Annotated in this window: 1 protein-coding gene; it reads left to right on the plus strand. The window is 74.1% G+C overall.

Going from position 1 to position 803, the window contains the following annotated elements:
• Window positions 1–149: 149 nt before the first annotated feature.
• Window positions 150–803 (plus strand): hypothetical protein (locus HW578_RS27235; RefSeq protein WP_198373811.1); only part of this gene is annotated, 654 nt, incomplete at its 3' end.

Raw genomic sequence — 803 nt, forward strand, 5'->3', positions numbered from 1 at the left:
CGGCGCACGAAACTCCGGCTCGCGGCCCGGAGTGCCGGACAGCCGCCGCTCAGCCGGACGCAGGCTCCGGGCGCGCCGTGCCGGTGCCGGCGCGCGGCCCGCGCTGCCATCTTCTCGACAAAGGCCCGCGTCATTCCCATCCCGAACCCATGACCCGATGCACACTTCCACGCCGCGCCGCGCTGGCGCTGCTGCCGGCCCTTGCCGCCTGCGGCACCACCGCCGTGCCGCCGCTCGACCAGCCGCCGCGCGGGCGCGTCGTGGTGCTGCGCGGGCTGTTCAACATCTTCTCGACCGGCATGACCACGCTCACCCTGACGCTGCGGCAGGCCGGCTACGACGCCACCGTGCACAACCACGCCGAATGGCGTGGCCTGGCCGAGCGCACCGCGCAGGTCGCAAGCAGCGGATCGCTGAAGCGGCCGCTGGCGGTCATTGGCCATTCCTTCGGCGCCGACGACGCGATCCAGCTGAGCGGCCGGCTTGGCGAACTGGGCGTGCCCGTCGACCTGCTGGTCACCTTCGACCCGGCCTGGGTGCTGAGCGTGCCGCGCGGACCCGCGCGCGTGCTCAACTTCCACCAGGACCGCGACACCTTCGAACGCCGCCTGTCACCCGGGCGCGGCTTCGATGGCCGCATCGAGAACCGCCAGGTGCAGGGCCAGAGCCACCTGTCGATCGACAAGGACCCGGCGCTCCACGACCAGGTGCTGGCGGCCCTGCGCGAGATGGACAACGCACCCGGCCCGGCCCGGCCGCCGACAGGCGCGCCACGCGCCACCGCCGGCGGGCCCGTCGCATCC

Origin of the sequence: Roseomonas rosulenta, assembly GCF_016106005.1 — a bacterium.
In the GTDB taxonomy this organism is placed as follows: domain Bacteria; phylum Pseudomonadota; class Alphaproteobacteria; order Acetobacterales; family Acetobacteraceae; genus Neoroseomonas; species Neoroseomonas rosulenta.